The following is a 25,372-nucleotide window of genomic DNA, read 5'->3' on the forward strand; positions in this document are numbered from 1 at the left end:
GGCGGGGTGATGTCGTCCGGCTAGAACCGAGCGCTATCGAGATAGGCGCGGGTATGCGCCGTGTCCTGCATCTTGGTGCTGGACAGATCAGCAGGCTGTGCTTCGGCGCTGTCAGGCGCCATAACGGCCACGGCTGCCGCAGCAGGCGCTGCCGCGGTTGCGATTTTCAGAAAATCGCGGCGCGAAGTGCCAGTGTCATCTGCAGTCTTGCTCATTGCTTCCTCCTTGGTCGGCCGGTTGGGGTCCGGCGGTTTCGGGGTCTTTCAGATCACTCCGCCCCCATGCGGAATGCCTGCGTTTCAATCGCCATGAAGGCTTTGCCAACCGTGCCGACCGGCGCATACAGCACCGAATTTTGCGCGGCTTCGAGATCGGAAAAGAAGTGTTCGGCCCAAGGCGCGATGTGGCGAAAAAAGAAATCCTTCTGTCGGGCCACAGGCACCGCCGCGCCAAACCGGCCACGGATCATGCCCGACATCATCTCCATCAGGCTGGCGATATTGTCTTCGGGTTCGTAAACGTTGGGCGCCCGCGTGATGCGCAGCCCGGCCATATCCGCGCGCAAACTCGCCAGCGGCTTCTCATTCAAAAATCCGGTCAAATAATAGCTCGCAAAAGGCATCAACTCGCCCCGTCCAAGCCCGATGAACAGCGCGTTGAACTCGCTTTCCACCGCTTTGACGTTGGTCGCCCTCGCCACGCGGGCCAAGGTGCTCACCGCCTGTCCCAAATCGCTGTCATCGCCCGCGAGTCCGGCTGTGCGCTCCAACAAACCTTTGTCGGCTGGCCCCGCCAAAAGCGCGGACAGGAAATCATAAAGATCTGCCCGCAGCAGATCCTCTTCGGCAATAGTGGGTTGCACAGCAGTATCAGTCATTGGCTCTCCATCGCGGGGGCGGCATCTGCAAATTCAAATCTCATCCGGCGGCGCAACGTTGGCGCCATCTCCTCCGGCTCAGTCTCTTCGTCCTGGTCAACAAAAGCCGGCTCAATCGGAACAATCTCCGGCTCGGCGTCCGCCAATTCCAGACTCTCTTCCTCCGGCTCACCCTCACCCGAGGTGTCCTGAAGGTCACCATCAGCCTCCGCTGCTTTTCGGGCCATTTCCTCAACGTGTTTGAGCATGCCCTTGCCGACTTGATACGCGGTCTGAAGCCCTTCAACGACCATGGCGCTGTCGGTGAAATCTTCTCCGTAGTCCACCAGCCCGTCGACATTCGCCAACGTCGGATTGGTCAGCCAAAGCTTGCGCAACGCCCGCCGCCGCAAACGCTCCGGCACAGCTTTGGTCAAAAAGGCCGAGAAATCATCGCCCGCCTGCATATCGTCAGGGTCGCGCAACTCCAGCTCCGCCAGAATCTCTGCGTCAGGCTTTTCTTCCAGCGCCGCTTGCGCCTCCGCCTCGACCGCTTGCACCTCAGCACGGCTTTCGGCCTCTGCCTCGGCAGCAACCGCAGCCTTACGGCGCGCCCAGAAATCACCGCCGCCGTTCAATTTGGCCTCCCGGTGCGCGGCGCGCGGAAAACATCCGACAGCTGCGAAATCCGTGGATCGCCGCGCCCGTCTTCAACTCCGTCCACCCGCGACTTGTCACGCCGCCGCTTCACGAACACCTCTTCTTCGTGGTGCTCTTGAACAAAATCACGGATCAGCGCCACCAAACCTTCGGGCATTGGCACCAATTCCAACAGCTCTTCGCCGCTGTCTGCATAGTCCTGACATTCGTAAGGCGACGCCGTCGCCAACAACACGTCATAAGGATGATCTGTGTCGCCTTCCGCACCATCGCGCATCACAACACCAATGCTCGGAACGCGTGCCGACAGGCCAGTCAAATATGCTTCGGTATCGGTATGCCACAACTCTAGCGGGACTGTTGCAGCGTGGTATTCGACAACATCGCCGTCTTCGCGCAGCACCTGCCACTCAGCAGCCCCCGCGCCGGGAATAACGCTCACGGCTTTATACGCCCAAGGCGCCCACCGGCTGACCGAAGGCGTCCTGCGCACCACGATGCCCAAAGGCAAAGAGACTGGCGCTTGCCGCATAATTATCGTCTTCCTCCCAATCCGGCCAAATCGCCGGACGTCAAAAAATATTTTGATCCAGAATATGATCCCAGCGTAGACCGAGTTTGCCAAAGGATTTCAGAAAAAATGTACGGCAGAGGCAAATAACTGGACATTTTGTGCTTCTGACCTCTGCCCCTAGGGAAGGCAGGGACAGTTTGTCCCCGCAAGACAATAACCCATAGAATCACTCGGCTTTATCTCCACCCCTCAGACGCCCACCTGCGCGGGATGCAGGGGTTTACGTGGCTCAGGAAACATGCCTTTCTGACCCCCGCAAACGGGAGATTGCAGCCGGAGGAGCCAGACGACCCCATGCCCAAATCATTGATTCTATGTGATTGTTCAAACACGTCTAACGTGCATTCCGATGCGCTTTCGACCGTTGACGGCATCACCTGCTCCAAGCTCTACACCGGGCTCTGCACCCATCAGACTGACGCAGCCGCAGCCGCGCTTTCGGGTGGCGACGCAATCATCGCCTGCCAGCAAGAACGCGCCCTCTTCACCGAAATGGCAGCTGATCTGGATCTGCCTGAACCGCATTTTGTCGACCTGCGTGACCGCGCCGGATGGTCTGATGAGGCCGCAAAATCCGGCCCAAAACAGGCCGCCCTTCTGGCAGACGCCCTGCGTCCGTCCCCGCCGGTCAAGACCTTTGATATCGTCTCCGAAGGGTTGTGCCTGATCCTCGGCGCACCCGAGGCCGCGCTACAGGCCGCCGCCGACCTCAAAGACCATCTCAATGTCACCGTTTTGCTGGAAAACCCTGACGATGCCCCGCTTGATCGCAGCTTTGACGTGGTCGCGGGTCGCCTGAAGTCCGCCAAAGGCGCGCTCGGCGGGTTCACTGTTCAGATCGACGCATTACAACAACTTGAACCCTCCGGCCGCGGAGCGCTTTCCTTTGGACCTGCGCGTGATGGCGGCCGCACCGAATGCGACGTTATCCTTGACTTGCGCCGAGACCCACCGCTTTTCCCCGCACATGAAAAACGCGAAGGCTACTTGCACGCCGATCCGGGCAGCGCCCCTGCGCTGCGTGCCGCCATTCTCGAAGCATCCCACCTTGTCGGCACCTTCGAAAAACCCTTCTTTCTGGCGCTGGACCCGACCATCTGCGCCCACTCGCGGGCCGAACAAACCGGCTGCACCAAATGCTTGGATGCCTGCCCCACATCTGCGATCCGCCCTGATGGCGATCACATCGACATTGATCCCAACATCTGTGCCGGTTGCGGATCCTGCGCAGCGCTCTGTCCCTCTGGCGCCATCACCTACGACGATCCGCCCACCAGTTTTTTGTTCACCCGCATTGCTGGTCTGGCCGACGCCTTTCGGGCTGCGGGCGGCACGGAACCGCGCCTGTTGGTACATGACCGCGATTTCGGCGCTGAAATCATTTCGATGGCCGCGCGGTTTGATCGCGGCCTGCCCGCCGACGTGATCCCGATGGATCTGGAACGGGTCTCGGGCTTTGGCCACGCCGAAATGCTTGCGGCAATGGCCTGCGGCTTTGCAGGTGTTGATATCCTCGCGGCGCCAACCACAGACCGCAGCGCATTCGACACGGAACTGGGGTTGGCACAGGCGCTGTCTGGAACCCCGGAAGCTCTGCGCCTTCTGGAACCCTCAGAGCCGGCCCAACTTTGCGACGCACTCTATGGCGTCACAACCAAAGCCCCTCTGATCGAGCCTATCCTGCCGCTTGGCACGCGTCGTCAGGTCACGCGCCTCGCTGTGAAAACCCTGCAACCGGACCTCGCTGCACCGCTGCCTTTGCCAGAAAACGCCCCTTACGGCGCCGTGTTGGTCGACAAAGACGCCTGCACGCTCTGCCTGTCTTGCGCGTCCCTCTGTCCGGCTGGCGCGCTTGGCGACAACCCCGACATGCCGCAATTGCGCTTTCAAGAAGACGCCTGCCTGCAATGTGGTCTGTGCACCCACGTCTGCCCTGAAAACGCGATCACGTTGCAACCTCAGCTCAACACCGCCGACGACGCTCTGTCACAAAAGGTTGTGCACGAAGAAGCCCCCTGTGAATGCGTCGAATGTGGTAAGCCGTTTGGTGTGAAGTCCACCGTTGAGCGCATCATCGAAAAGCTCGAAGGCAAACACGCGATGTTCGCCACCTCAGACGCCGCCCGCATGATCCGCATGTGCGAAGACTGCCGTGTGAATGCGCAGTTCCATCAACAGGACAACCCATTTGCGTCCGGCGAACGCCCCCGCGTGCGCACAACGGACGATTACCTGTCCAAGCGTCGGGATCACTGATGCGCGATGGGCGCCCCAAGGTCGGCAGGGTCAATCCCCGCGACATAGGCCACGATGTCCTCGATCTCCTCCAAGGTGACCGTCACGGGCGCGATGGGCGATGGCCGCGTTTCGTCAAATTCCTCGATCACTTCGGGGATGATGGTGAACGATGGGTGCGGGTTCAGCACATAGAAGATTTCAAACCGTTCCTGCCAGTCACCCATCGTGCGCAAAACGGCAAAGGACGGCGTCGATCCGATCCCCGCCATCCGGTTGATCTCGCCAATCACGTGGCACCGTCCGCAGGCCCGCAAACTGGCGTCCTGCCCACGGCGCGCATCCCCGCTCAGCGCAACTTCCGCGACCTCTTCCTGAACCACAACCGGTTCGGAGAACACCGAGTCCCCATCAACTTTGAAGCTCAGCACCGTGCGCAATCCGATATCGCTGGTCAGCCATGCCGCGAAGGTTTCGCCGTGCGGGCTGTCCGTGGTCAGAACCAGCCCGACACCGACACCTTCCTTGGCAAAGACCGGCACGCCGGCCTCCCCCAATACCGCCTCCGCGTCACTCTCGACGACCGTGACACGCACACCATGCTTCAGCGCAAACCGAGGCAACATGAACGCCAACAATCCGCTGTCGCTGACCTCAGGGGGCGCGGACAACGTCAGTGTCTTGCCCTGTGCCGAAAGTGGCCCGGAACCCAAACCCAAACAGACACACACGCAGCAAAGAAACCGAACAAATCCCATGCACCAAGCCTAGATGCGACACTCTCCTTGCGTCAACATGGGGCAATCGCCACAAAAGGACCGAGACGATGAGCGAAGATTTCAACATGACGATGCGCAAGTTTCTCAAGCAGGTTGGCGTGACCAGCCAACAGGCCATCGAAGACGCCATGCGCTCCGCCGGATCGGACACCACGGCGGGCAAAGAGTTCTCCGCCAAAATGGTGCTCACAATCGATGGGCTGGACATGGAACATGTCGTCACCGGCAAAATCAAAGGACGCGACTGAATGGCAACTCGTGACGAAGTTCTCAATGTTCTGAAAAGCTTGAAAGACCCGGTCAGCGGCGCTGATCTGGCGTCCTCCGGCATGGTCCGCGCCCTCAATGTGGACGGCGGCGAGGTGCGGTTCGTGATGGAAATCGACCCCGCTCACGCTGCGGCGCTGACCCCGATCAAGGCTGAGGCCGAAGACAAGATCATGGCTCTGGACGGGGTGGAGAAAGTCTCCGTTGTGATGACTGCCCACGCCGCGCCCTCGGCACCGCCCGATTTAAAAGCGAACCGTCCGGCCCAGCCGCAAGGACCTCAGAAAATACCGGGAATCGACCGTATTCTGGCCGTGGCGTCCGGCAAAGGCGGCGTTGGAAAATCCACCGTCTCCGCCAATCTTGCCGCCGCGCTCGCCGCCGAAGGCCGCCGCGTGGGTTTGTTGGATGCTGATGTCTACGGCCCCTCGCAGCCGCGGATGCTCGGCGTCTCCGGCCGACCTTCCAGCCCCGATGGCAAGACAATACTGCCCATGCGCAACCACGGCGTGACGATGATGTCGATCGGCCTGATGACCCGCGAAGAGGAGGCCGTGGTCTGGCGCGGCCCGATGCTGATGGGGGCGCTGCAACAGATGCTCAATCAGGTGCAATGGGGCGCGCTGGATGTGCTGATCGTCGACCTGCCGCCCGGCACCGGCGACGTGCAGATGACGCTTGCTCAAAAAGCTGAACTGACCGGCGCCGTGATCGTTTCCACGCCGCAGGACATCGCCCTTTTGGACGCCCGCAAAGGGATCAACATGTTCGAAAAACTCGGCACGCCCATCGTTGGCATGATCGAGAACATGAGCACGCATATATGTTCCAACTGCGGCCACGAGGAACACGTCTTTGGTCATGGCGGCGTCGCGGCCGAGGCCGAAAAACTCGACGTGCCGTTGCTGGCGGAAATCCCGCTTTCCATGGACATTCGCATTGCCGCCGACGGCGGCGCGCCCATAGTGGTCAGCAAACCAAACGCACCGCAGGCACAGGCGTTCCGCACGTTGGCCCGCACTCTGATCGAAAGCGGTCACGCATGACCTCTACGCCGCAATTCCCGCCGCTCTTTGAGGGGCTTGGCCTGACCGGCGCAGCTGATCCTTTTGCCAAGGCTCAGCTACAAGCGACGATGGGCTGCGACGCGGGGCTTGTGGTCTACAACATCGCCGCCGATCAACTGCGCGCCGCGATTGTTTTCGCCCCCGAGGTCCCGCTTGAACAGGCCATGTCGGTCATGATCTGCTGCGGCATCGGCTTTCAGAACGCCCTTGGCGCATTGGCCCCGCCCGAAGTCGGCGTGCATCTGGACTGGACCGGTGGCGTCTATGTGAATGGTGCCAGCTGCGGACATATGCAGGTGGCCGCGTCCTCCTCCGATCCCGTTCAGATACCGGACTGGCTGGTCGTCGGGCTGCAGCTGCCACTGTTGCCAATCGACCCTAACACACCGGGAAACGCGCCAAATCAAACCTGCCTCTTCGAAGAAGGCTGCGTTGACATCCCGCCCGAGGATCTTCTGTCCGCCTGGGTGCGCCACACGCTGGTCTGGATCAACCGCATGGAAGATGCCGGCACAAAACCTTTGAACGATGAATGGCGCGGCCTTGTCCGCCAACTAGGCGAAGACGTGTCTTTTTCACTGGGCAACACCGCCTATGACGGCCTGTTTGTTGGCGTTGACGAATGGTTTGGCATGCTGCTGCGCAATGACGACACCACTGGCCTGATTCCGCTTTCGACCCTCTTGCAAGGAGACACCTGATGCACCTCGCCCGCGCGATCCACTTTGACGAAAGCGACCAACGCATCTTCTTTAACCCAGCCCGCACCGGCGAATGGGCCATCAGCGGTGGCTTCGAATTCTCCAACTGGGGGGACGGCGACCTGACCGGCAAAGCCCGCCAAGCTTTTGCCAACGGTTGGCTCGGTGTTGAAACCTTTGGCCGCGTGACTTTTGTGGCCGTGACCGCCATCGAAGAAGCCGAATTGGCCACTTTGGAACAAGCGCTGGCGAAACATTTCGTCGACCTCTACGGCGCGCCGTCGCTTGAGGCTGCTTTGCCCGTCGCTCGGGACGAGCTGCGCCACATGATTGAATTGTGTGATGAACATGACCCAAACACGCTTCTGACTGTCATCCGAGAGCTGTCAGACACTGGTGTGCGGGAGCAATTCAGCGCGATCAAACCGGCGGAGGCCGAGCTTGATCAATTCGCGGTGCATGCCGTGCCGGATGAATAAGCCACAATAAAAACAGTCTCTAATACGGCACAAGATGCCTATTTTGCGTTGAATGTGAACAACTGCTCTCCGTTCAGTTGATACCCGTCAATCAACTCTTTTGCGCGTTCACCGACCAACCACGCCTCCAGCTTCGCCGCCAAACCCGCCCTTACATGACTGTTCCTTTCTGCATTCACTGGCAGATAGGAGTATTGATTGAACAACACTGGATCACCCGCAAACAAGAGCGCGAGATCGCCCTTGTTGCCGAACTTAAGCCAACTGGCCCGATCCGACATGATGTAGGCGTTCATGCCCGACGCCGTATTCAACGCCGCACCCATGCCCGCGCCGACCTCGCGATACCACGACACGTCCCGCTCTACTTCGCCCGAGACCGCCCAAAGCGACAGCTCTTTCTTGTGAGTTCCACTGTCATCGCCGCGGCTGACAAATGGCGCTTCAGTCGCTGCAATGGCACCAAGAGCCTCCGCCGCCGATCCTGCATCGGAGATGTTTGCCGGATCGCTCGCGGGTCCGATCAACACAAAATCATTGTACATGATCTCTGTACGGTGCGTGCCGTAACCTGCACCAACAAACGCCTCTTCCGCAGCCTTGGAATGCACCAAAATTGCGTCCACATCGGCAGCCTCGCCCAGCCGGATCGCCTGCCCTGTGCCAACCACCAGCAACTGAACCTCAAGCCCCAGGTCGGCCTCAATTTCCGGCAACAGAACGTCGGCCAGTCCCGAGTTGTGAAACGAGGTCGTGACCGCCATCTTCATGGTGTCCGCTGCGGCCATGCCACCGGTCGCAACCAACGCGGCTGCGGCCAAAACTGCTCTGATTGTCATTCGACAATGTCTCCTTGGATAAATGCGCGCGCTTCCGGGGATTTTGGGGTCGCGAAAAAGGCCTCCGCTGGGGCGGCTTCGTGAATGAGGCCATGGTGGATAAACCAGACATCCTCTGCCAAGCGCCGTGCCTGTCCAATGTCATGGGTGGCCATCACGATACGGGTGCCTTCGGCCCGGGTCTCGGCCAACAAATCTTCGAATTCTCGGGTCGCTCGCCCGTCCAAATTGGCGCAAGGTTCATCCAGAAACACAATCTGCGGCTCGCGGATCAACGCCCGCGCCAATGCCATTTTCTGACGCTCGCCACCGGACAACACATGCGCCGGTTTGCTACCGCTGTCAGCCAATCCGACCCGCTCCAACCAGTCTGCCGAGCGCGCCCGCGCATCTGTTTGTGCAACCCCGTGCACCAATAACGGATAGGCCACGTTGTCCAAGGTCGACCGCCGCATCAGGATTGGCGTCTGAAACACAAACGCCTGCGCCGCCCGCGCCATTGGCTCGGGCACTTGCCACGTCAACTGGCCTTTGCTGACCCGCTCCATGCCGTGCAAAAGACGCAACAACGTGGTCTTTCCCGCCCCGTTCGGCCCCATCACAATTGTGAGCCCATCAGTCTCTAATTCAGCGGAAATTGGCCCAACAAGCACCTTGCCCCGCCGCCGGACAACGGCTTTGGTGACTGTCAGCGGAAGGATCGCAGCATCTACCATCTTCCGCTCCTTTCTGTGCGCGACAGGCTATGGATGATCAGGTTCACGGCGACCGCCAACCCGATCAAGACAAACCCAAGCGCCAATGCCAGCGCAAAGTTGCCTTTGCCGGTCTCCAGCGAAATCGCCGTCGTCAAAACCCGTGTTGCGTGGTCGATGTTGCCACCCACAATCATGATCGCGCCGACCTCTCCAATCCCGCGCCCGAACCCCGCCAGCGCCGCCGTCAGCAACGCCCGCCGCCCGTCCCACAACAAGGTCGCGATACGCTGTCTACGCGTGGTGTTCAGCGAAATCAGCAGGTCGTGATACTCCGCCCACAGATCCCGAATTGCCTGATGCGAAATGCTCGCGATCAGTGGCGTCAGAATGATCACTTGCGCAATAATCATCGCCGTGGGTGTAAACAGCAGCCCAAACACGCCAAACGGCCCGGACCGGCTTAGCAGAATGTAGACGATCAGCCCGACCACAACAGGAGGCAGGCCCATCAAAGCATTCAACGTGGCAATTACAAAGCGTCGAAACCGGAACCTGCGCACCGCCAACCAACAGCCCAACGGCAGACCTATGATTGACGAAATCAGCACAGCCGTCAGCGTCACCCGCAACGAGCGCAGCGAGATCTCGATCAGATCGGCATCCAGTGAGAGGATAAGTTGGCCCGCCTTCAGCAGCCCTTCGACAATCTCGTTCATTGTGGTGTTGTAATTTCCCCATCCCTTGGCCTTGTCGCCTTTTTCGCGCCCTCCTCGGCACTTTTGGCGTTTTAACCTTGATTGTTACATTTTGCTGGTTTGACAAGGGAGGGAAGCACGAATTCGAAATCTTGCCAATCAGGAGGCGCAAACAGGTGCAAAATGTCCAACCCATTGGGGCACAAAGTGACAATCTGACCCTGGCGTCTTGCGCGTGGTCCAAACCGCGTTTTCTGAATAGGTGCGACAAACGGTTGCCAGACAAAGGCAATTCGGCGTTTCATACTGGCATATGCCTGTCACGACTCAATCAATGACTAGCAATTTGAGAGCCCGGTAGCGCTGCATGCGCGCCGTCTCTCACCCGTCTGTGTAAAGGGAGGATCACATGACAACACGTAGAAACATTTTGAACTTCATCGGGGGCGCCGCCGCGCTTGCGATGACCGCAAGCACAGGGATGGCCCAAGAGGTCACTCTGCGCCTGCACCAGTTCCTGCCGCCGCAGGCCAACGTGCCAAAGCATATTCTGGACCCTTGGGCGAACAACGTCGAAGAAGCCAGCGAAGGCCGCATCAAGATCGAACGCTTCGGCGCCATGTCTCTTGGCGGTGCCCCTCCCGGACTGATGGATCAGGCCAAAGACGGCGTTGTCGATCTGGTCTGGACTGTGGTTGGCTATACTCCCGGCCGCTTCCCCTCGACCGAAGTCTTCGAACTGCCCTTCATGGTCGAAGACGCCAGCGCAGGCAGCTACGCCTACTGGAAAATGTTCGAAAGCCACATGCAGGACAGCGAATTCAAAGATATGAAAATCTTTGGCGCATGGGTCCACGGCCCTGGCATGTTCCACACCAACAAACCGGTTGCGAAACCTTCTGATCTGGAAGGCATGAAGATCCGCGGAGGCTCTCGCTTGGTGAACGAACTGCTCAAGGCCACCGGCGCTTCGCCGGTTGGTATGCCAGTTCCAGCTGTTCCCGAGGCGCTGTCCAAAGGCGTGATCGATGGCACCACGATCCCGTGGGAAGTCACCGCCGCTCTGAAAGTGCCCGAGCTTGTTGAGAATCACACAGAATTTGAAGGCACAGCCCTCTATACGCTGACCTTCGTTCTGGCGATGAACAAAGCCAAATACGACAGCTTGCCTGCCGATCTACAAGCCGTAATGGACAGCCAGTCCGGGCTTGAGTTCTCGGTCTTCGCCGGCAAAACCATGCAAGACTATGATGCCCCCGCCCGCAAAGCAGCTGCGGATCGTGGCAACAACATCTTCACCGTGTCCGAGGCCGACGCCGCGGAATGGGCTGCCGTGGTTGACCCGATCTACGCCACTTGGATTGCTGACATGAAAAAGCGCGGCATCGATGGTCAGGCGATGATCGACGAAGCCAAAATGCTCATGGAAGAGTATAAGAAAAACAACATGTAAGCGGGTCTTCCGCTTGCTTTGACCGGCCGTCTCACCTGGGGCGGCCGGTTTTCTTTTGCGCAGCCTATCCTTGCGGCGTCACATTGGGCCGCGCCTTGCCACGCTTCAATCCCAGCTGCCGTTCCCGCCAGATAATCAGGATGCCCGCAAAGATCACAATGCTTGCCCCTACCAACATCGCCGCCGTCGGCACTTCGTCAAACCAGACATAGCCGATCACCAAGGCAAACAGCATCGCCGCATAGTCAAATGGCGCCACCACGCTGGCAGGCGCAAACCGGTAGCAGGACGTCAGCAAAATCTGCGCCACCCCGCCAATCAGCCCCGCAACGATCAACATCAATGCCACGTCCCATGTCGGCACAACCCAGCCAAACGGCAGCGTCAGCAACGACAAACAGGTCGCCGTAAGTGAAAAGTAGAACACGATGGCCGATGTCTGATCCGTCTGTACCAGTTGCCGGATATGGATCTGCGCCAAGGCCCTGAACACCGCAGATCCCAACACCAACATCACGCCCAACGTGGCAACTGTCGCTTCGGGCGACTCCTGAAAAATCGTCAAACGCGGCCACAAGACGATCATCACGCCGACCATCCCAATCCCAACCGCCGACAGGCGAAAGGCGCGCACTGTTTCTCCCAAAAACATCGCCGCAAAGATGACCGTCAACAAAGGCGCCGTGAACCCGATCGCCGTGACTTCGGGCAACGGCAACATGCCCAGCGCCGCAAAATTCATCGCCATGGCGGTGGTGCCGATCACCCCGCGCCAGACGTGACCCATCTTGTTATGGGCTTTCAAACCCGACTGCAGATCACCGCGGTGCATCAGCCAAACAACGATCACAATCATCGCGAACAGCGACCGGAAAAACACTGCTTCACCGGGTGGCACGCTGTCAGCGCTGGCCTTGATCAAGGCCGCCATCACCGAAAAGAGCGCAATCGCCGTAACTTTGAGAGCTATGCCGCGAACCGGATTCATAATCTGCCTTGCCGCTTGGGAATTGCGGCGACTGTGCCGTGCCGTGGGTGCGAACACAAGGCCGCGCGGGGACTATGCAAACCCGCTCTAAAGCGTAAGCTGAGACATCACGCCAGCAACCCGCAAGGCCACCATGTCCAATGCCCCGCGCTATGAGATCGACCCCAAAGCCTTTTGGGCCGACCCTTATCCCGATCTTGCACGCATGCGCGAGACAACCCCGATTGCCTATGTGCCGCAACTGGACGCCACGCTGATCACCCGCCGCGACGATATTTTTGAGAATGAGAAGAAGACCGACATCTTTTCCTCCGACCAACCCGACGGGTTGATGACCGTGCTGATGGGGCAGAACATGATGCGCAAAGACGGCGCCGCGCATCAGGCCGAACGCCGCGCAATCTTTCCAACTGTCTCGCCCAAGACCGTGCAACGGGTCTGGAAAAAACACTTTGAGACCGCCACAGCTGACATTCTCGACCGCGTTCAACCTAATGGCCAAGCCGACATGGTCGCCGACATCGCCCGTCCGATATCCGGCGAAGCGCTCAAGGCGATGACCGGCCTCACCAACATGACGTGGCAGGAAATGGACCGCGTGTCCCAAGGCATGATCGACGGCTGCGCCAACTATGCCGGTGACCCCGAAATCACGGCCACCTGCCACGATTGCACTGCCTCCATCGACGCCCATATCGCGCAACGCAAACCCGCGCTGCACAAGGCGCCCGATTCGTCGCTGCTGTCGGTGATGATGCAGGCCGAGCTCAGCGATGCGCAGATCAGCGCCAATATCAAACTCGCAATTTCCGGCGGACAAAACGAGCCCCGCGACGCCATTGCCGGTGCCGCATGGGCGCTGCTCACCCATCCCGATCAACTGGCGAAAATCACCAACGGCAACGCTTCATGGCTCATCGCGTTCGAAGAATACGCCCGCTGGATGTCCCCCATCGGCATGTCTCCGCGCCGAATCGTTAAACCCTACGAGACCAAGGGCGTCACATTCGATCTCGAAGACCGCGTATTTTTGATGTTCAGCAGCGGCAACCGCGACGCCGCCTCCTTCACCAATCCCGACGCCTTTGACCTAAGCCAGGACGCCAGTAAGGCCATCAGCTTTGGCGCTGGTCCGCATTTCTGTGCAGGGGCTTGGGCGTCCAAATGCCTGATCGCCGAGGTTGCTCTACCTATGATCTTCGACCAGCTCGCAGGGATAGAGCTGACAGGCGACACCCCGTTTGGCGGCTGGGCCTTCCGCGGCCCTCTTAGCATGCCGGTGCGCTGGCAGGTCTAACCCCAGCTCTTGGGAACCACGGTCCCGATCTCCGCCGCCAGACCTTTGGCAAAAGCCCGCATCTGCGAAACACGTTTCTCCGCAATGACACGCCCTGTGGCGGTCGTCATCCCCTCCGACAATCGGAACAGTTTCACCGGCCAGTGATCCAACGCCCAAGCGCGATCATCCAGCGCCCGACGCTCTGCAAACGGATCAACCGGATCGTAAAGCGCCAGCTTCAAATCCCCCGCCACGGCAAATGTGCGGGCAATGCCAATCGCGCCCAACGCGTCAAGCCGGTCCGCATCCCGCAGAATGTACGCTTCCGCTGAATCAGGCTCTAAACCAGCGGAAAAGCTGTGTGTGGCAATGGCATGTTGTATTGCTTTGATCTCGGCATCCGCAAAACCCAATCCCGCCAAAATCGGCGCGGCCTGCTCGGCAGCCATGCGCGACGCTTGATCCCGTTGCGGGTTATCTTTCGGAAGATTCACAAGATCATGCAGATACGCCGCCGCCAAAAGCACGCGCATGTCCGGCGCGTCTTCACCCGCCGCTATCTCCTGACAATTTGCCCAAACCCGATCCAGATGCGCCAGATCATGTGCCGCATCCGCCGCCATATGCGCCAACACCACGTCACGCAGCGCTGCCCGCAAGGCTTCCATCAGCCGATCGTGCCTTGGTTTTCACCAACTTGGCCGCGATGCAGTAGCAGGTGATCCAGGATCACGCAGGCCATCATCGCCTCTCCGACAGGCACAGCACGAATACCAACACAAGGATCATGCCGCCCCTTGGTGATCACCTCGGTCGGGCTGCCGTCAATGCGGATCGATTGGCGCGGCGTAAGGATCGAACTTGTTGGTTTCACGGCAAATCGCACGACCACATCTTGTCCGGTGGAAATGCCGCCCAAAATGCCACCTGCGTGGTTTGAAGAAAATTCAGGCGTGCCATCGGCACCCATGTAAATTTCGTCCGCGTTCTGCGAGCCTTTCAAGGCCGCCGCCGCCATGCCTTCACCGATCTCAACGCCTTTGACCGCGTTAATAGACATCATTGCCGCCGCCAAATCAGTGTCTAACTTGGCATAAACCGGCGCGCCGATGCCGGCTGGCACGCCCCGCGCTACAACTTCGATTACGCCACCGACGCTGTCATGTTCTTTGCGCAGCGCCTGCAAGTAATTTTCCCATGCCTGCGCCACATCGGCGCCCTGCGGGATCCAGAAATCATTCTGATCAATCGCGTCCCAATCAAAAGCCGCGCGGTCAATCTCCAGCGCGCCCATCTGGGTCATATAACCCTTGATCTCAAGCTCCGGCGCCAACGCATTGATCGCCGCGCGTGCAATGCCGCCTGCGGCAACACGAGCCGCCGTTTCCCGCGCCGAACTGCGCCCGCCCCCGCGATAATCGCGGTTGCCGTATTTCAGGTGATAGGTGATGTCGGCATGACCGGGCCGGAACGTCTGACTGATCTCGCCATAGTCGCGGCTGCGCTGGTCGGTGTTCTCGATCATCAACTGGATCGACGTGCCCGTGGTCTTGCCATCAAACACACCCGACAGGATCTTCACCGCGTCCGGTTCATTGCGCTGCGTGGTGTTCTTGTTCTGGCCGGGACGGCGCTTGTCCAGCCAGTGTTGCAACATCGCCTCGTCCACCGGCACACCCGGCGGGCACCCGTCAACCGTCGCGCCCAGCGCCGGCCCATGGCTTTCACCCCATGTGGTCACACGAAAAAGATGTCCAAAGCTGTTCATCGACATAAGCCTGCCTCCAAGTCTTGGCCGACAGCCTTAGCGTCATTGACAGAAAATCAAAAGCCATTGCGCCGCATTAACGCTCACCAAAATCCAATCGTTGCGGGGCCGACACCAAGATCGCTTGCCAATTGCCAACTTGCGCCCTAGACATCGGCTTACCTCGGGGTGCCTGCGTCAAAACGCGCAGGCTGAGATGCACACTGCGAACCCGTTGAACCTGAACCGGTTAAGACCGGCGGAGGGAAGGTCGAGGGAATGAGTCCTGACTATCTCCGCCCGTCGCAATTTGGAGGATACCATGAAGTATCTGAGCTTTGCCGCGGGACTGTTTGCTGCCACCACCGCTGTGGCCGAGACACCCGTTCTCACAGTCTACACCTATGACAGCTTTGTTTCCGACTGGGGCCCTGGCCCTGCCGTCAAAGCCGCATTTGAAGAAACCTGTAACTGCGAGCTGAACCTCGTTGGCGCAGGCGATGGCGCCGCCCTTCTGGCGCGCGTGAAACTCGAAGGCGCACGGTCGGACGCCGACGTTGTGCTGGGTCTGGACACCAACCTGACCGCCGCCGCCGCAGACAGCGGCCTGTTTGCAGAACACGGTCAAACCGTGACTGTAGATGTACCAAATCCGTTTGGCGCGCCCGGCACCTGGACGGACGCAAACTTCCTGCCGTTTGACTGGGGCTACTTCGCCTTTGTTTACGACAACACCAAACTGGACACCGCGCCCACGTCATTTGACGAACTGGCCGCATCCGATCTGAAAATCGTCATCCAGGATCCACGCAGCTCCACCCCCGGTCTGGGCCTGCTGCTTTGGGTCAAAGAGCAATACGGCGACGATGCCCCCAAGATGTGGGAAGCGCTGTCTGACAACATCGTCACCGTGACCAAGGGCTGGTCCGAAGCATACGGCCTCTTCCTTGAAGGCGAAGCCGACATGGTACTCAGCTACACCACGTCGCCCGCGTATCACATCGTCGCCGAAGAAGATCAGAGCAAATCTGCCGCCGCCTTTGACAGCCACTACATGCAGATCGAAGTTGCCGGCAAATTGGCCAACACCGACCAAAACGAACTGGCCGACCAATTCCTGGCCTTCATGGTCAGCGATGCGTTCCAAACGATCATCCCGACCACCAACTGGATGTATCCAGCGGTCACGCCTGCGGCTGGTGTTCCAGACGCCTTCGCGGCACCGGTTGGCCCCGAACAGGCCCGCCTGATTGCACCGGCTGACGTGCCCGCAATCCGTGACGAGGCGCTGGCGGAATGGTCCGCAGCTCTGTCGCAATAAATCGCGCCCTTCCGGGCAAAATCGCGGCGGCGCTGGTCGCCGCGATTGTTCTCGGCACGCTTGTCGCCGTCGCCTTGCGCGCCGAAGCCGGACGCGGCCTTGGTCCCGCCGAATGGTCCGCTATCCGCTTCACCGTTTTTCAGGCCGTGCTTTCTGCCGCCTTTTCCGTTCTCCTCGCTATCCCCGTTGCCCGCGCTCTGGCACGCCGCCGCTTCTACGGCCGCCGCTTGCTGATTTCCCTCTTGGGCGCACCTTTCATCCTTCCGGTAATCGTCGCCGTGATGGGCCTACTGGCTGTTTTCGGGCGCAGCGGAATTCTCAACGAAACCCTACGCGCCCTCGGCCTGCCCGAAGTTTCCATCTACGGCCTGCACGGCGTGGTGTTGGCCCATGTGTTCTTCAACCTGCCACTGGCCACCCGACTCGTCTTGCAAGGCTGGCAAGACATCCCGTCCGAACGCTTCCGCCTTGCCGCGCAGCTTGGCTTTGGCCCCCGCGACATTTTCCGCACGCTCGAGGCGCCTATGCTGGCGCGCACCCTGCCAGGCGCTGCCGCAATCATCTTCGCCATCTGCCTCAGCAGTTTCGCAGTGGCGCTCACCCTTGGCGGCGGTCCCCGTGCCACAACAGTCGAACTCGCCATCTACCAAGCCTTTCGGTTTGATTTTGATCTCGGCCGCGCGGCCCTGCTGTCTTGCGTCCAAATCGCGCTAGTGGGTGCGGCCGCGCTCGTCGCCCTCAAACTTTCAAACCGCGACGGATTTGGCACCGGCCTTGACCGTACGGTGCAACGCTGGGACGCACAAAACACGCTCCTGCGCGCACTCGACACCACCACGATCACCTTCGCCGCTCTCTTCTTGATCCTACCAATCGCTCTGGTCATCCTACGCGGCGCACCGGCTCTCACAGACCTCCCCACCTCGGTCTGGTCCGCCGCTCTTGCCTCACTCCTAATCGCGTTGGCCTCAACGATCCTCATGCTTGCCCTCGCGCTGCCGATCGCCATTGCCGCAGGCACGGGCCGCGCCCGACTCGAAGCCATCGGACTGCTTGGCATCGCCGCCAGCCCGCTGGTAATCGGCACCGGCCTCTTCATCGTGATCAACCCGATCGCCAATCCCTTTGCACTCGCTTTGCCCGTTACGGCCACCGTGAACGCGATCATGGCGTTGCCATTCGCGCTGCGCATAATGGTGCCCGCTGTGCGTGACACTCACGCCAACTATGATCGCCTCAGCACGTCTCTGAACCTCACAGGTCTGTCTTGGCTGCGACTGTTGTTGATCCCTCGTCTGCGCCCAAATCTTGGTTTCGCGTGCGGTTTGACGGCTGCGATGTCGATGGGTGATCTCGGCGTCATCGCGCTCTTTGCTGACCCGCAAACCGCCACGCTACCATTGCAAATGTACCGGCTGATGGGCGCCTATCGGATGGAACTCGCCTCCGGCGCCGCCGTCCTTCTTCTGGCGCTGTCGTTCGGCATCTTCTGGATTTTCGACAAAGGAGGCCGCGCCCATGCTGACGCTTGACGCCCTCACACTGACCCAAGACGACTTCCAATTGACAGCTGACCTCACTGTCGCCACCGGCAGCCGCACCGCCATAATAGGCCCCTCAGGCGCCGGAAAATCCACGCTGCTCGCCGCCATCTCCGGCTTTCTCCCACCCAAGCACGGCCACATCCGCTGGCAAGACACGGATCTCACACAATTGCCGCCCGGCAGCCGCCCAATCGCGATGTTGTTTCAAGACAACAATCTGTTCCCGCATCTGACCGTGGCCCAAAACGTCGGCCTCGGCCTGCGCCCCAACCTGCGCCTGACCCAAAACGAACAAGCCAAAGTTGCGGCGGCCCTCGCCCGCGTCGGCCTCGCCGACATGCCGGACCGCAAACCCGCGCAACTCTCCGGCGGCCAACAAAGCCGCGTCGCGCTTGCCCGCGTGCTGGTGCAATCCCGCCCGCTGATCTTACTGGATGAACCTTTCGCCGCTCTGGGTCCGGCGCTCAAGACAGACATGCTCGATCTCGTCGCTGCGCTTCTGGATGAAACAAACGCCACGCTCTTGATGGTAAGCCACGATCCCACCGACGCGCGCCGGATCGCCAACCAAACTATCCTCGTGGCCGACGGCAAGGCGCACCCTCCTCAGGACACGCAAACCCTGCTCGACTCCCCACCGGATGCTCTCAAAGCTTATCTCGGCTAAGCCTTCTTCTTGCTTGAAATATCCTGAGGGGCGACAGCTCGCTGTCGCAGGGGCAAAGCCCCAAAACAAACGGGGGCCCAAAGGCCCCCGATAAATTCGCGCGCGTCATAGACGCGCCCCATACACTTACTGACGCACCAAAGCCTCATAAGCTTCGGCGATCTCGCGTGTGATGTCGCCCACCTCAAAGGTATAGTCGCCAATCTGCCCGACCGGCGTCACTTCCGCCGCTGTGCCGGTCAACCAACACTGCTCAAAATCGGTCATCTCTTCGGGCATGATATGACGCTCATGCACGGTGATGCCGCGATCCTTGAGCATGCCTATCACGGTCTGTCGCGTGATGCCGTTCAGGAAACTGTCCGGCAGCGGCGTATGCACTTCGCCATCTTTCACGAAGAAAATATTCGCGCCCGTCGCCTCGGCCACATAACCGCGATAATCCATGAACAAAGCGTCCGAACACCCTTTGGCCTCGGCCTTATGCTTGGAGATCGTGCAGATCATATACAGACCCGCCGCTTTGGCATGCACCGGAATGGTCTCGGGGCTCGGGCGCTTCCACTCAGCAATGTCCAGCTTCGCGCCCTGCATTTTGGCGTCGCCGTAATAGGCACCCCACTCCCAAACCGCGATCGCAACACGCACTGGGTTCTTCGCAGACGCGACACCCATGTCGTCCCCCGACCCGCGCCAGACAACAACGCGCACATAGGCGTCTTTCAGGCCAGATTTCTCTAGCGTCGCCACTTTCGCCGCTTCCAGCTCTTCAATGGTGATAGGCATCGGCATGTCCAGCGACTCAGCGCTCTTGAACAGACGCACATTGTGCTCATGGCTTTTAAAAATCTTGCCATTATAGGCCCGCTCGCCTTCAAAGACGGAACTTGCATAGTGCAGCGCGTGGCTCAGCACATGCACCTTGGCCTCACGCCAATCTACAAACTCGCCATCCATCCAGATGACACCGTCACGATCATCATATGCACCAGCCATGGTCGTTCCTTTCGCCAAGCGTCTTTTCCATTTATTGCGCCAATTACGGCCACTTCGGTCATAATGTTGCGCAAAACCTGCGATTCGCTACCAGTTTGCCCTTGGAGTGTCAACAAACCTGACGTATTGTGACACTCAAAGAGGCATAATGTGAATTCCGGAGGCCACATGGGCGAAGGCATCAGGAGCGACAGCCTGCTCTATCTGACAGATGAGCAACTACGTCAGGGCATCGAGGCAATGTATTTCGCCTATCGCGGCTTCACCGCCGATCCCGACAGAATTCTTGAATCGATGGCGTATGGCCGCGCCCATCACCGCGCGATCCACTTCATTAACCGCGCGCCGGGCACCACCGTAACCAACCTGCTGGCGATCCTCGGCGTGACCAAACAGTCCCTGAACCGGGTGTTGCGCACCTTGATCGAAGACGGGCTTGTCGAAAGCCGCGTCGGCAAATCTGACCGCCGCGAACGTAACCTTTATCTGACCGAAGCCGGCACCGCGCTTGAACACCGGCTGTCCGATGCACAACGCGCCCGCATGCGGTCCGCTTTTCGTGACGCAGGCCCTGAAGCCGTCTCTGGCTTTCGTCAGGTTCTGGAATCAATGATGGACGGTGAGCTGCGCCGCCAGTACAAATCGCTGCGTGACAGTGGTCGATAAGGGAACACCCACATGAACGAGGTCGACCCCCACCTACTGATTGTTGACGACGACGAACGCATCCGGAGCCTCCTGCGCAAATTTCTCATGCGCAACGGCTTCCTCGTGACCGCCGCCCGCGATGCCGCCCACGCGCGACGCATCCTGACGGGGCTCGACTTCGACCTGATCGTTCTCGACGTTATGATGCCGGGCGAAGATGGCACCTCGCTGACACGCTTCATCCGCGAAACGTCTGACACGCCTGTCATGCTGCTGACTGCCAAAGGCGAAACCGAAGACCGCATTCTTGGGCTTGAGGCTGGCGCAGATGACTATCTCGCCAAACCGTTTGAACCCAAAGAACTGCTGTTGCGCATCAATGCCATCCTGCGGCGCATGCCGGAACCCGAAGGCAACCAATCCGTGCCCAAGGTGCTGCACCTCGGCTCGATCCGTTATGACATCGACCGTGGCGAGATGTGGCAGGGCGACGAACCGCTGCGCCTGACCGCCACCGAAAGTCAGCTGATGCGGATTTTTTCCAAAACACCGGGCGAGGCCGTCAGCCGCACGCAACTGGTCGAGGAACTGGGCCGCGACAAGGGCCAGGCCCAAGAACGCGCGGTGGATGTGCAAATCACCCGCCTGCGCCGCAAGATCGAAGAAGACCCGAAACAACCGCGCTATCTGCAGACTGTGCGCGGTGCAGGCTATATGCTGGCACCGGACTAAAACTCAACAGGCGGTCAGCCCGCCTTGAGCAACGGTTTTGGCGAGGCAGAGAGGCAGCCCATGACAACAGCACTGTTCACCCACGACAGCTCTCTGAAACATCAGACGCCCGCCGGTCATCCGGAACAAATCGCGCGGATCGAGCACATCGCTGCCGCGCTCAACGCACCGCAATTTCAGACCCTAATCCGCCGTGATGCGCCTGATTGCACTGATGCGGACATTCTGCTGTGTCATCCGCAAAGCCATCTCGACGCTATAGCAGCCGCAGAACCATCGTCCGGCACTGTGGCGCTTGATGGCGACACCCATATGTCGCCCGGTTCCCTCAAAGCCGCCCGTCGCGCGGTTGGAGGTTGCGTCGCCGCAGTCGACGCAGTTCTGACAGGTGACACAAACAACGCCTTCGTCGCGTGCCGTCCGCCCGGCCACCACGCCGAACACTCCACACCGATGGGATTTTGCCTGTTTGGCAATGCCGCCATCGCCGCCAAACACGCTTTGGACCGACACGGCCTGTCGCGCGTCGCGGTTGTGGATTTCGACGTGCACCACGGCAATGGAACGCAGGCCCTGCTGTGGGACGAGCCGCGCACGCTTTTCATCACGTCACACCAGAACCCGCTTTGGCCCGGAACCGGCCTGCCCGGCGAAACTGGTGCCACCAACAACGTTCAGAACTGGCCGCTGCCGCCGCATTCTGACGGCCGCCTGATGCGGGCCACTTATCAGGCCGAAATCTTTCCAGCGCTGAACCGCTTCAAACCCGAGTTGTTGATCATATCCGCTGGCTTTGACGCCCACGCAGACGACCCGCTGGCGCAACTCAACTGGTCCACCGAAGATTTCGCGTGGCTCACGCGCGAACTTTGCGCGATTGCGGCAGAACATTGCCAAGGGCGGGTGGTCTCGACTTTGGAAGGCGGATATGATCTGAACGCCTTGGCGGCGTCGACCGCCGCCCACGTCCGCGTTTTGATGGAGACAGCCGCATGAGTGACACACCAATCAGCGAGATGAGCTTTGAAGCCGCAATGCGCGAGCTGGAACAGGTTGTCGGCCAATTGGAACGCGGCGACGTCGAACTCGAAAAATCCATCGCGCTCTATGAACGCGGGGCCGAGTTGAAAAAGCGTTGCGAAGACAAACTCAAAGAAGCCGAGGAAAAAGTCGCCGCTATCACGCTGGACGGCGACGGCAACCCCAAAGGGCTGACCCCCGTCGAAGGCATGTAATCCCCGCAGCCCAACCGCGCGACACACAATCCGCCGGATTGGGCGCTGCCCGCCCGAACAACGGGCATCAGGATCAAGACGCAGATGTTCCAAACCCGTCTCACAGAAACCGCCACTTTGATCGAAGCCCACCTGCAAATGGTGATGGCCCCGCTTGGCGACCTGCCGGTTGTCGAGGCCATGCGCTACGCCAGCGCTGGTGGCAAACGCCTGCGCGCCTTACTGGTGCTCGAAAGCGCCCGTCTACATGGCATTGCCCCCGAAAATGCGATCTGGCCGGCTGGCGCAATCGAGATGATTCACGCCTACTCCCTCGTGCATGACGATCTGCCCTGCATGGACGACGACGATCTGCGTCGTGGCCTGCCCACCGTGCACGTGAAATGGGACGAAACCACCGCCGTTCTTGCTGGGGACGCGCTGCAAACCCTCGGGTTTGAAAGCGTATCGCGCCCCGACTGTCACCCCGACCCGCTGGTGCGGGCCGATCTGACCGTGACCCTCGCCCGCGCGGCTGGCGCGCAGGGCATGGTGCTGGGTCAAGCCCTCGACATCGCCGCCGAAACCGCGCCTTTGCCGTTGACGCTCGACGAAATCACCCACCTTCAGGCGGGCAAAACCGGCGCGCTGATCGCTTGGTCTGCCACCGCCGGCGCCATGATGGCCCGCGCTGACACCGCACCACTTATGCGCTACGCCACAGATCTCGGCCTCGCGTTCCAGATTGCCGATGACATCCTCGATGTCGAAGGCGACGTTGAAACCGTTGGTAAGGCCGTTGGCAAAGACGCTGACGCCGGCAAGGCGACCTTTGTGTCCCTGCTGGGATTGGACGGTGCAAAATCCCGCGCCCGCGACCTTGTGCAGGATGCCTGCGACGCTCTATCCTCCTATGGTACGAAGGCTGATACCTTGCGGGACGCCGCCCGTTTCGTTATCTCGCGAGACAGCTAGCAAAAGGCACGCGCAATGTCCGCCAGACCTGATACCCCCCTGCTCGATCGGGTTTCTTCTCCGGAAGACCTGAAACAGTTTTCCGACGCCGAGTTAACCCAGATCGCACATGAATTGCGTTCTGAAACAATCTCAACGGTTTCCGAAACCGGCGGACACCTTGGCGCCGGGCTTGGCGTGGTCGAACTGACCGTGGCATTGCACGCGATCTTTGACACGCCACGCGACAAGATCGTCTGGGACGTTGGCCATCAGTGTTACCCGCACAAAATTCTCACCGGACGGCGCGACCGCATCCGCACCCTGCGCCAGGAAGACGGCCTGTCCGGTTTCACCAAACGCTCAGAATCTGTCTACGACCCCTTTGGCGCGGCGCACAGCTCCACATCTATTTCTGCCGCGCTTGGCTTTGCCACCGCCCGTGATCTTGGTGGTCAATGTGACGGCGGCCTTGGCGACGCGATTGCCGTGATCGGCGACGGATCGATCACCGCAGGCATGGCCTATGAGGCGATGAACAACGCCGGCCACTTGAAAAAGCGCCTGTTCGTGGTGCTCAACGACAACGACATGTCGATTGCCCCGCCCGTGGGCGCGATGTCGGAATACCTAAGCCGCCTTTACGCCGGCGAACCGTTTCAGGAACTGAAGGCCGCAGCCAAAGGCGCAGTGTCCTTGCTGCCCGAACCCTTCCGCGAAGGCGCCAAGCGTGCCAAGGAAATGATCAAAGGCATGGCCGTTGGCGGCACCCTTTTCGAAGAGCTCGGCTTTTCCTATGTCGGCCCGATTGATGGCCATGACATGGACCAGTTGCTGCCAATCCTGCGCACCCTGCGCCAACGCGCGACGGGACCGGTGATGCTGCACATCATCACCAAAAAGGGCAAAGGCTACGCCCCCGCCGAAGGTGCGGCCGACAAGGGCCACGCCACCGCAAAATTTGATGTCATCACCGGCAAACAGCACAAAGCGCCCTCTAACGCGCCCTCTTACACGTCTGTCTTTGGCAAGACGCTGGTCGATCTCGCCGCCGAAGACAGCCGCATTTGTGCCGTGACCGCCGCCATGCCCGACGGCACCGGCCTGAACCTCTTTGCCGAACGCTACCCAAGCCGTTGCTTTGACGTCGCGATTGCCGAACAACACGGCGTGACTTTCTCTGCCGCGCTGGCAGCTGGTGGCATGAAACCTTTCTGCGCGATTTATTCGACGTTCTTGCAACGCGGCTACGATCAGGTGGTGCACGACGTGGCGATCCAACGCCTGCCAGTGCGTTTCGCTATCGACCGCGCCGGACTGGTTGGGGCCGACGGTGCAACCCACGCCGGCAGCTTTGACATCGCCTTTATGGCCAACCTGCCCGGCATGGTGGTCATGGCCGCTGCCGATGAAGCTGAACTGAAACACATGGTCGCGACCGCCGCCGCCTATGACGATGGCCCCATCGCGTTCCGCTATCCACGTGGCGAAGGTGTGGGCGTCGAATTGCCGGAAAAAGGTGAGGTCTTGGAGATCGGCAAAGGCCGGATCATCTCCGAAGGCAAACGCGTGGCGCTGTTGTCCTTTGGCACGCGGCTCGAAGAGGTGCGCAAAGCCGCAGAGGCACTCGCGGCCAAAGGCATCACGCCCACCATTGCCGACGCCCGCTTTGCCAAACCTCTGGACGCGGCAATGATCCTTGATCTTGCGGCCAACCACGAGGCGTTGATCACCATTGAGGAAGGCGCCATTGGCGGATTTGGCAGCCATGTTGCCCAACTACTGGCCGAAAACGCCGTATTTGACGCGGGTCTGAAATACCGCTCGATGGTGTTGCCCGACACATTCATCGATCAGGCCTCGCCAAAGACGATGTATGACGTTGCTGCCATGAACGCCGAGCAGATCGAAACCAAAGTGCTCGACACATTGGGCATCGCCCAAATCGGAGAGCGTACGGCCTAAGGCCGTGCCCAACT

The 25,372-nt window shown here is 60.0% G+C and carries 28 protein-coding genes and 1 riboswitch; of the genes, 16 read left to right on the forward strand and 12 right to left on the reverse strand.

What is annotated here, in order from left to right:
• Positions 1–20 precede the first annotated feature (20 nt).
• The 4 genes from PG871_RS00650 to PG871_RS00665 are packed head-to-tail and all read right to left on the reverse strand — an operon-like array spanning position 21 to position 2,048.
• On the reverse strand, positions 21–215 hold the full coding sequence (locus PG871_RS00650) for a ubiquinol-cytochrome c reductase iron-sulfur subunit N-terminal domain-containing protein (protein WP_054004312.1): 195 nt from the start codon (positions 213–215) through the stop codon (positions 21–23).
• 53 nt (positions 216–268) lie between these two features.
• The gene (locus PG871_RS00655; protein ID WP_270725086.1) at positions 269–877 is read right to left on the reverse strand and encodes a TorD/DmsD family molecular chaperone; all 609 of its coding nucleotides are present in this window, start codon (positions 875–877) and stop codon (positions 269–271) included.
• Positions 874–1,494: a DUF3306 domain-containing protein gene (locus tag PG871_RS00660; protein WP_270725087.1), complete on the reverse strand. Its 621-nt coding sequence runs from the start codon at positions 1,492–1,494 to the stop codon at positions 874–876. Before PG871_RS00660 ends, PG871_RS00655 begins: the two co-directional genes overlap by 4 nt.
• Complete coding sequence (locus PG871_RS00665) at positions 1,491–2,048, reverse strand: DUF3305 domain-containing protein (protein WP_270725088.1); 558 nt, start codon at positions 2,046–2,048, stop codon at positions 1,491–1,493. Before PG871_RS00665 ends, PG871_RS00660 begins: the two co-directional genes overlap by 4 nt.
• Before the next feature lie 336 nt (positions 2,049–2,384).
• Here PG871_RS00665 and PG871_RS00670 point away from each other — a divergent pair, with 336 nt between their 5' ends.
• Positions 2,385–4,346: a 4Fe-4S binding protein gene (locus tag PG871_RS00670; protein WP_270725089.1), complete on the forward strand. Its 1,962-nt coding sequence runs from the start codon at positions 2,385–2,387 to the stop codon at positions 4,344–4,346.
• Here PG871_RS00670 and PG871_RS00675 read toward each other — a convergent pair.
• Positions 4,340–4,996, reverse strand: a complete 657-nt coding sequence (locus PG871_RS00675) for a hypothetical protein (RefSeq protein WP_270725090.1) — start codon at positions 4,994–4,996, stop codon at positions 4,340–4,342. The genes PG871_RS00670 and PG871_RS00675 overlap by 7 nt on opposite strands.
• A 155-nt stretch (positions 4,997–5,151) precedes the next feature.
• On the opposite strand from PG871_RS00675, the gene PG871_RS00680 reads away from it, so the two are divergent.
• The 4 genes from PG871_RS00680 to PG871_RS00695 are packed head-to-tail and all read left to right on the forward strand — an operon-like array spanning position 5,152 to position 7,618.
• Positions 5,152–5,352, forward strand: coding sequence for a DUF6494 family protein (locus PG871_RS00680; RefSeq protein ID WP_270725091.1), 201 nt, complete (start codon positions 5,152–5,154; stop codon positions 5,350–5,352).
• Positions 5,353–6,417 carry an Mrp/NBP35 family ATP-binding protein gene (locus PG871_RS00685; RefSeq protein WP_270725092.1) on the forward strand — a complete coding sequence of 355 codons (1,065 nt, stop codon included), beginning with the start codon at positions 5,353–5,355 and terminating at the stop codon, positions 6,415–6,417.
• Positions 6,414–7,139, forward strand: a complete 726-nt coding sequence (locus PG871_RS00690) for a biotin/lipoate--protein ligase family protein (RefSeq protein ID WP_270725093.1) — start codon at positions 6,414–6,416, stop codon at positions 7,137–7,139. The genes PG871_RS00685 and PG871_RS00690 overlap by 4 nt, the downstream gene beginning before the upstream one ends.
• Positions 7,139–7,618 (forward strand): DUF6505 family protein, encoded by a 480-nt coding sequence (locus PG871_RS00695; RefSeq protein ID WP_270725094.1) that lies wholly within the window; start codon positions 7,139–7,141, stop codon positions 7,616–7,618. The genes PG871_RS00690 and PG871_RS00695 overlap by 1 nt, the downstream gene beginning before the upstream one ends.
• A 38-nt stretch (positions 7,619–7,656) precedes the next feature.
• Here the strand turns inward: PG871_RS00695 and PG871_RS00700 are convergent, their stop codons facing one another.
• Genes PG871_RS00700 through PG871_RS00710 form a run of 3 tightly spaced genes read right to left on the reverse strand, consistent with a single transcriptional unit; the run spans position 7,657 to position 9,871 of the window.
• Positions 7,657–8,457, reverse strand: a complete 801-nt coding sequence (locus tag PG871_RS00700) for a substrate-binding domain-containing protein (RefSeq protein ID WP_270725095.1) — start codon at positions 8,455–8,457, stop codon at positions 7,657–7,659.
• A complete protein-coding gene (locus PG871_RS00705; protein WP_270725096.1) occupies positions 8,454–9,173 on the reverse strand; it encodes an ATP-binding cassette domain-containing protein in 720 nt (239 codons plus the stop codon). The genes PG871_RS00700 and PG871_RS00705 overlap by 4 nt, the downstream gene beginning before the upstream one ends.
• Positions 9,167–9,871 (reverse strand): ABC transporter permease, encoded by a 705-nt coding sequence (locus PG871_RS00710; RefSeq protein ID WP_270725097.1) that lies wholly within the window; start codon positions 9,869–9,871, stop codon positions 9,167–9,169. Before PG871_RS00710 ends, PG871_RS00705 begins: the two co-directional genes overlap by 7 nt.
• 388 nt (positions 9,872–10,259) lie before the next feature.
• Between PG871_RS00710 and PG871_RS00715 the strand changes: the two genes are divergently transcribed.
• Positions 10,260–11,303: a TRAP transporter substrate-binding protein gene (locus PG871_RS00715; protein ID WP_270725098.1), complete on the forward strand. Its 1,044-nt coding sequence runs from the start codon at positions 10,260–10,262 to the stop codon at positions 11,301–11,303.
• A 64-nt stretch (positions 11,304–11,367) separates the two neighbouring features.
• Here the strand turns inward: PG871_RS00715 and PG871_RS00720 are convergent, their stop codons facing one another.
• On the reverse strand, positions 11,368–12,291 hold the full coding sequence (locus PG871_RS00720) for a DMT family transporter (protein ID WP_270725099.1): 924 nt from the start codon (positions 12,289–12,291) through the stop codon (positions 11,368–11,370).
• A 133-nt stretch (positions 12,292–12,424) separates the two neighbouring features.
• Here PG871_RS00720 and PG871_RS00725 point away from each other — a divergent pair, with 133 nt between their 5' ends.
• Positions 12,425–13,588: a cytochrome P450 gene (locus PG871_RS00725; protein ID WP_270725100.1), complete on the forward strand. Its 1,164-nt coding sequence runs from the start codon at positions 12,425–12,427 to the stop codon at positions 13,586–13,588.
• Here the strand turns inward: PG871_RS00725 and PG871_RS00730 are convergent.
• Both PG871_RS00730 and aroC read right to left on the reverse strand, forming a co-directional pair.
• Complete coding sequence (locus PG871_RS00730; protein ID WP_270725101.1) at positions 13,585–14,238, reverse strand: HD domain-containing protein; 654 nt, start codon at positions 14,236–14,238, stop codon at positions 13,585–13,587. The two genes, PG871_RS00725 and PG871_RS00730, sit on opposite strands and share 4 nt — an antisense overlap.
• Complete coding sequence (gene aroC, locus PG871_RS00735) at positions 14,238–15,344, reverse strand: chorismate synthase (protein WP_270725102.1); 1,107 nt, start codon at positions 15,342–15,344, stop codon at positions 14,238–14,240. Before aroC ends, PG871_RS00730 begins: the two co-directional genes overlap by 1 nt.
• Before the next feature lie 148 nt (positions 15,345–15,492).
• A riboswitch (TPP riboswitch) is annotated at positions 15,493–15,602 on the forward strand.
• Positions 15,603–15,639: 37 nt separating this feature from the next.
• Between aroC and thiB the strand changes: the two genes are divergently transcribed.
• Genes thiB through thiQ form a run of 3 tightly spaced genes read left to right on the forward strand, consistent with a single transcriptional unit; the run spans position 15,640 to position 18,849 of the window.
• Positions 15,640–16,638 (forward strand): thiamine ABC transporter substrate binding subunit, encoded by a 999-nt coding sequence (gene thiB / locus PG871_RS00740; protein ID WP_270725103.1) that lies wholly within the window; start codon positions 15,640–15,642, stop codon positions 16,636–16,638.
• The gene (locus PG871_RS00745; protein ID WP_270725104.1) at positions 16,614–18,170 is read left to right on the forward strand and encodes a thiamine/thiamine pyrophosphate ABC transporter permease ThiP; all 1,557 of its coding nucleotides are present in this window, start codon (positions 16,614–16,616) and stop codon (positions 18,168–18,170) included. The genes thiB and PG871_RS00745 overlap by 25 nt, the downstream gene beginning before the upstream one ends.
• On the forward strand, positions 18,157–18,849 hold the full coding sequence (thiQ, locus tag PG871_RS00750; RefSeq protein ID WP_270725105.1) for a thiamine ABC transporter ATP-binding protein: 693 nt from the start codon (positions 18,157–18,159) through the stop codon (positions 18,847–18,849). The genes PG871_RS00745 and thiQ overlap by 14 nt, the downstream gene beginning before the upstream one ends.
• Positions 18,850–18,975: 126 nt before the next feature.
• Here thiQ and PG871_RS00755 read toward each other — a convergent pair whose 3' ends face one another.
• The gene (locus PG871_RS00755; RefSeq protein ID WP_270725106.1) at positions 18,976–19,845 is read right to left on the reverse strand and encodes a branched-chain amino acid aminotransferase; all 870 of its coding nucleotides are present in this window, start codon (positions 19,843–19,845) and stop codon (positions 18,976–18,978) included.
• A 168-nt stretch (positions 19,846–20,013) separates the two neighbouring features.
• Here PG871_RS00755 and PG871_RS00760 point away from each other — a divergent pair, with 168 nt between their 5' ends.
• The 6 genes from PG871_RS00760 to dxs all read left to right on the forward strand — a co-directional run bounded on the left by PG871_RS00760 (position 20,014) and on the right by dxs (position 25,358).
• A complete protein-coding gene (locus tag PG871_RS00760) occupies positions 20,014–20,511 on the forward strand; it encodes a MarR family winged helix-turn-helix transcriptional regulator (protein WP_270725107.1) in 498 nt (165 codons plus the stop codon).
• A gap of 12 nt (positions 20,512–20,523) precedes the next feature.
• On the forward strand, positions 20,524–21,225 hold the full coding sequence (locus tag PG871_RS00765) for a response regulator (protein WP_270725108.1): 702 nt from the start codon (positions 20,524–20,526) through the stop codon (positions 21,223–21,225).
• Positions 21,226–21,285: 60 nt separating this feature from the next.
• Positions 21,286–22,221, forward strand: coding sequence for a histone deacetylase family protein (locus PG871_RS00770; RefSeq protein WP_270725109.1), 936 nt, complete (start codon positions 21,286–21,288; stop codon positions 22,219–22,221).
• Complete coding sequence (locus PG871_RS00775; protein WP_270725110.1) at positions 22,218–22,460, forward strand: exodeoxyribonuclease VII small subunit; 243 nt, start codon at positions 22,218–22,220, stop codon at positions 22,458–22,460. Before PG871_RS00770 ends, PG871_RS00775 begins: the two co-directional genes overlap by 4 nt.
• 84 nt (positions 22,461–22,544) lie before the next feature.
• Complete coding sequence (locus PG871_RS00780) at positions 22,545–23,414, forward strand: polyprenyl synthetase family protein (RefSeq protein ID WP_270725111.1); 870 nt, start codon at positions 22,545–22,547, stop codon at positions 23,412–23,414.
• A gap of 15 nt (positions 23,415–23,429) precedes the next feature.
• Entirely contained in the window at positions 23,430–25,358 is a 1,929-nt protein-coding gene (dxs, locus tag PG871_RS00785) for a 1-deoxy-D-xylulose-5-phosphate synthase (RefSeq protein WP_270725112.1), read from the forward strand.
• Positions 25,359–25,372 lie beyond the last annotated feature (14 nt).

It is taken from the genome of Shimia sp. Alg240-R146, assembly GCF_947331465.1.
GTDB lineage: Bacteria > Pseudomonadota > Alphaproteobacteria > Rhodobacterales > Rhodobacteraceae > Shimia.

Bases quoted from the DNA above. Each gene is read 5' to 3' on its own strand.
- PG871_RS00695 (WP_270725094.1), top strand. From the start codon at position 7,139: ATGCACCTCGCCCGCGCGATCCACTTTGACGAAAGCGACCAACGCATC.
- thiB (WP_270725103.1), top strand. From the start codon at position 15,640: ATGAAGTATCTGAGCTTTGCCGCGGGACTGTTTGCTGCCACCACCGCT.
- PG871_RS00670 (WP_270725089.1), top strand. From the start codon at position 2,385: ATGCCCAAATCATTGATTCTATGTGATTGTTCAAACACGTCTAACGTG.
- PG871_RS00725 (WP_270725100.1), top strand. From the start codon at position 12,425: ATGTCCAATGCCCCGCGCTATGAGATCGACCCCAAAGCCTTTTGGGCC.
- PG871_RS00730 (WP_270725101.1), bottom strand. From the start codon at position 14,238: ATGGAAGCCTTGCGGGCAGCGCTGCGTGACGTGGTGTTGGCGCATATG.
- PG871_RS00770 (WP_270725109.1), top strand. From the start codon at position 21,286: ATGACAACAGCACTGTTCACCCACGACAGCTCTCTGAAACATCAGACG.
- PG871_RS00650 (WP_054004312.1), bottom strand. From the start codon at position 215: ATGAGCAAGACTGCAGATGACACTGGCACTTCGCGCCGCGATTTTCTG.
- PG871_RS00760 (WP_270725107.1), top strand. From the start codon at position 20,014: ATGGGCGAAGGCATCAGGAGCGACAGCCTGCTCTATCTGACAGATGAG.
- PG871_RS00745 (WP_270725104.1), top strand. From the start codon at position 16,614: ATGGTCCGCAGCTCTGTCGCAATAAATCGCGCCCTTCCGGGCAAAATC.
- PG871_RS00755 (WP_270725106.1), bottom strand. From the start codon at position 19,845: ATGGCTGGTGCATATGATGATCGTGACGGTGTCATCTGGATGGATGGC.
- dxs (WP_270725112.1), top strand. From the start codon at position 23,430: ATGTCCGCCAGACCTGATACCCCCCTGCTCGATCGGGTTTCTTCTCCG.
- PG871_RS00780 (WP_270725111.1), top strand. From the start codon at position 22,545: ATGTTCCAAACCCGTCTCACAGAAACCGCCACTTTGATCGAAGCCCAC.
- PG871_RS00655 (WP_270725086.1), bottom strand. From the start codon at position 877: ATGACTGATACTGCTGTGCAACCCACTATTGCCGAAGAGGATCTGCTG.
- PG871_RS00710 (WP_270725097.1), bottom strand. From the start codon at position 9,871: ATGAACGAGATTGTCGAAGGGCTGCTGAAGGCGGGCCAACTTATCCTC.
- PG871_RS00700 (WP_270725095.1), bottom strand. From the start codon at position 8,457: ATGACAATCAGAGCAGTTTTGGCCGCAGCCGCGTTGGTTGCGACCGGT.
- PG871_RS00680 (WP_270725091.1), top strand. From the start codon at position 5,152: ATGAGCGAAGATTTCAACATGACGATGCGCAAGTTTCTCAAGCAGGTT.
- PG871_RS00665 (WP_270725088.1), bottom strand. From the start codon at position 2,048: ATGCGGCAAGCGCCAGTCTCTTTGCCTTTGGGCATCGTGGTGCGCAGG.
- PG871_RS00765 (WP_270725108.1), top strand. From the start codon at position 20,524: ATGAACGAGGTCGACCCCCACCTACTGATTGTTGACGACGACGAACGC.
- PG871_RS00775 (WP_270725110.1), top strand. From the start codon at position 22,218: ATGAGTGACACACCAATCAGCGAGATGAGCTTTGAAGCCGCAATGCGC.
- thiQ (WP_270725105.1), top strand. From the start codon at position 18,157: ATGCTGACGCTTGACGCCCTCACACTGACCCAAGACGACTTCCAATTG.
- PG871_RS00685 (WP_270725092.1), top strand. From the start codon at position 5,353: ATGGCAACTCGTGACGAAGTTCTCAATGTTCTGAAAAGCTTGAAAGAC.
- PG871_RS00705 (WP_270725096.1), bottom strand. From the start codon at position 9,173: ATGGTAGATGCTGCGATCCTTCCGCTGACAGTCACCAAAGCCGTTGTC.
- PG871_RS00715 (WP_270725098.1), top strand. From the start codon at position 10,260: ATGACAACACGTAGAAACATTTTGAACTTCATCGGGGGCGCCGCCGCG.
- PG871_RS00690 (WP_270725093.1), top strand. From the start codon at position 6,414: ATGACCTCTACGCCGCAATTCCCGCCGCTCTTTGAGGGGCTTGGCCTG.
- aroC (WP_270725102.1), bottom strand. From the start codon at position 15,344: ATGTCGATGAACAGCTTTGGACATCTTTTTCGTGTGACCACATGGGGT.
- PG871_RS00720 (WP_270725099.1), bottom strand. From the start codon at position 12,291: ATGAATCCGGTTCGCGGCATAGCTCTCAAAGTTACGGCGATTGCGCTC.